Source organism: Pseudoalteromonas sp. Z1A8 (genome assembly GCF_011378855.1).
In the GTDB taxonomy this organism is placed as follows: Bacteria; Pseudomonadota; Gammaproteobacteria; order Enterobacterales; family Alteromonadaceae; genus Pseudoalteromonas.
Window position 1 is genome coordinate 1 of the sequence record NZ_WTLB01000109.1, and the last position, 2,908, is coordinate 2,908.

Annotated in this window: 3 protein-coding genes; all 3 read left to right on the top strand. The window is 38.9% G+C overall.

Annotated features, from left to right (window positions below):
• The first annotated feature begins 107 nt into the window (after positions 1-107).
• The 3 genes from GQR55_RS19785 (at position 108) to GQR55_RS19795 (ending at position 2,737) form a co-directional block, all read left to right on the top strand.
• Complete coding sequence (locus GQR55_RS19785; RefSeq protein WP_166421942.1) at positions 108-344, top strand: hypothetical protein; 237 nt, start codon at positions 108-110, stop codon at positions 342-344.
• 119 nt (positions 345-463) lie between these two features.
• Complete coding sequence (locus tag GQR55_RS19790; RefSeq protein WP_149605965.1) at positions 464-835, top strand: hypothetical protein; 372 nt, start codon at positions 464-466, stop codon at positions 833-835.
• A 363-nt stretch (positions 836-1,198) separates the two neighbouring features.
• The gene (locus GQR55_RS19795) at positions 1,199-2,737 is read left to right on the top strand and encodes a glucan biosynthesis protein (protein ID WP_166421943.1); all 1,539 of its coding nucleotides are present in this window, start codon (positions 1,199-1,201) and stop codon (positions 2,735-2,737) included.
• The last annotated feature ends 171 nt before the right edge of the window (positions 2,738-2,908 follow it).

The following is a 2,908-nucleotide window of genomic DNA, read 5'->3' on the forward strand; positions in this document are numbered from 1 at the left end:
AATTGAACCAAAATAGGAACTCAGCTATGGTTTGTTTATCAATAAAACAAATTTTAAAACGAGTTAATCTACAGGCTCGTTAGGTGTTTCTCAGGTTTGGAGTTCAAATGGGATTTAATTTTTGGTTCGTTAGAGCATTAAAAGTATTTCTTGGAGTAGCTGCCTTACTTTTTATAGTTGAGTTGCTTAAACAGCATTCAGTCCAAGAAGCATTAATTTTTGCTTGTACTTGGTCTTCAATCACAACAACAATATTTATATGTTCAAGGCTATATCAATCACGTAAAGGTGTAGAGTGTGCTTTGTGCAATGACATTCCAAACAAAAGTGATAAAAACACCTAACAAGTCGTTAAGCACAGAAGCGTAAACGGTCGCCATCGTTTTTGCAGAAAACAAAAGGCGCAAAAACGCTATCAACCTACGCTCCGGTTAACGAGGCGTTAGCGGTACTCAGAGGTTTTGTGAAATATAAAATTTTAGAGAGTGATAATTCAACAAATACTATTGAGGTTATAAACCTTAATTTTGATGTTGATCTCCTAACAATTACAATATCTATTGACGGTGATAAAATTGATATTATTTTCGAAGAGCCTGCAGGTTTTCGAGTCTTAGATGAAGGTGACTTGTTAGAGTTTTGGCCTGAATGTTCCTTACAAGCAGGGTGGCTCCACGAAATAATTACTGGTGGCTGGTTCGACTTAGAAAGTAAGCGTAATGGTTTTTCGTCGTGTGGTAATTCAGAAATAACGGAATATTTAGTGGTTGGTGTAAATTATTGCGTAAATATTCTTGGTTGGGAAAAGCCAAGTATTCAGCAAAGTACGCGCTAACAATAGGCCCTAAGGTGGACGACTAGTAAAATTCAGCCATTAATTGCAAGTTTTAAAAGTAGTGAGCCTCTTCATTTTCATCGGCTAAATACAAGCCTTATCCATTTGAATACCACCGATCTGATAATAAATTACTCTATCCCCGCTTATTTCACTTCAGCGATATCATCAAACGCGCGCAATTTCCCTTAAAACCAATACCCTAAAAAAATAATTATGGGAGGTCCTGTAGTCAAATAACAATACCTTAGTAAACGCTAGTTCATATTACGTCACGTAATATCCATGCAGAACTTTAAGTTATATATACGTTCGTGCAGCGTTCCCATTTTTATTTGACTCAATTTATTGGACATTCTTTTTATGAAATTAAAGTTATTCATCGCAATTATTTTTAGCACTTCGATGTCGTCTTACGCGACAGAAGCAGTAGATAAAACGGAGTTTTCATTCGAAGACTTAAAAGCACTTGCAAAAGCCTCAGCCGAAAAGCCCTATACGCCGACTAAGGTGCCAGCGCCGGAGTTAATCGATAAAATTACGTATGACGAACACTGGAAAATACGCTTTAAAGAAGATGAAACCTTATACCCAAGTGGAAAAAACGCACCTGTACAATTATTTTACCCTGGCCGATATTTTCCTGAGCCAGTAAGTATTTACATCAGAGACGATAAAAATCAGATTCAAAATGTACCTTTTAGTAATGATGTTTTTGATATGCCTGATGACAGCCCAGCTCACGACCTCCCTGAAGGATTTGGATTTGCAGGCTTTAGAATAATGCGCCCAGATATGAAACCAGATTGGATATCGTTTTTAGGTGCGTCTTATTTTCGTACGGATGGGCCACAAGGGCAATATGGACTGTCGGCCCGAGGTATTGCAATTAATACGGGCATGAACCAACCTGAAGAATTTCCGCGCTTTTCTGCATTTTGGATTGGCCCCGCAGAGAAAAAAGGTGAAAGTGTGTCTGTTTGGGCATTGCTTGAAGGGCCTTCTATCACTGGTGCTTATCGATTTGGTTTAAGCAAAGATAACAAAGAAGCCAAAGGCCATATTACCTCTGTAACGGCTAATTTGTATATGCGCGCCGATGTTGAACGCTTAGGCGTAGCACCGTTAACCAGTATGTATTGGTACTCACAAAAAGATAAAACAGAAGCTAAAGATTGGCGCCCAGAAATTCACGATAGCGATGGCCTTGCGATTCACACAGGATCGGGTCAATACGTTTGGCGCCCATTAAATAATCCTCAGTCGGTGTCGACCAATAGCTTTATTGATGAGAACCCAAAAGGGTTTGGTTTAATTCAAAGAGATCGTGACTTTAATAACTACCAAGACGACGGCGTATTTTACAATAAGCGTTCATCAGCGTGGATTAAACCTAAAGGGAAATGGGGCAAAGGGGCTGTTCAGTTAATCGAAATCCCTACAAAAGATGAAACGTTCGACAACATTGTTGCCTACTGGGTGCCTGAAAAAGAGGCGCGCAAAGGTGATGAGTTTATCTTTTCTTATGATATTGAGTGGCGTCCACTGGATCCAAAATCAAAAACGCTTGCAAGCGTTGTAAATACTCGCCAAGGCTTAGGCGGAATTCCCGGCCAGCCTATTCCAGAAGGTGTTAACAAAATGGTGATTGATTTTGAAGGGCCAGTATTTAAAGGCTTAGATAATGAAAGTGGTATAAAGCCGATTGTTGAAGCCAGTAATGGTGAAATACTAGAACCTATTGGAGTTTATCCGGTTGTAGGTACAAACCAATGGCGATTAGCGTTTGACTATAAACAGACTAATAACGACCCAGTAAGCATACGCGCGTATTTAGTTGATAAAAATGATGACGCGATAACCGAAACATGGGTAAGTGATGCAAAGGTAACGATTGAATAAGCCTTAAAGTAAAACGGGTGGCTATATTTTGATTTGCTTCGTAATTATAGCCACCATAATATTTACTTAATCGAGCGTTACGAGTAAATATTCATAGGTTGGATCTTAAGGAATAAAACTTGAAAACATGCTCTGAATTTGATCTGATAGTAATCGCCAAACCACTATCTA

Bases quoted from the DNA above. Each gene is read 5' to 3' on its own strand.
- GQR55_RS19795 (WP_166421943.1), top strand. From the start codon at position 1,199: ATGAAATTAAAGTTATTCATCGCAATTATTTTTAGCACTTCGATGTCG.
- GQR55_RS19785 (WP_166421942.1), top strand. From the start codon at position 108: ATGGGATTTAATTTTTGGTTCGTTAGAGCATTAAAAGTATTTCTTGGA.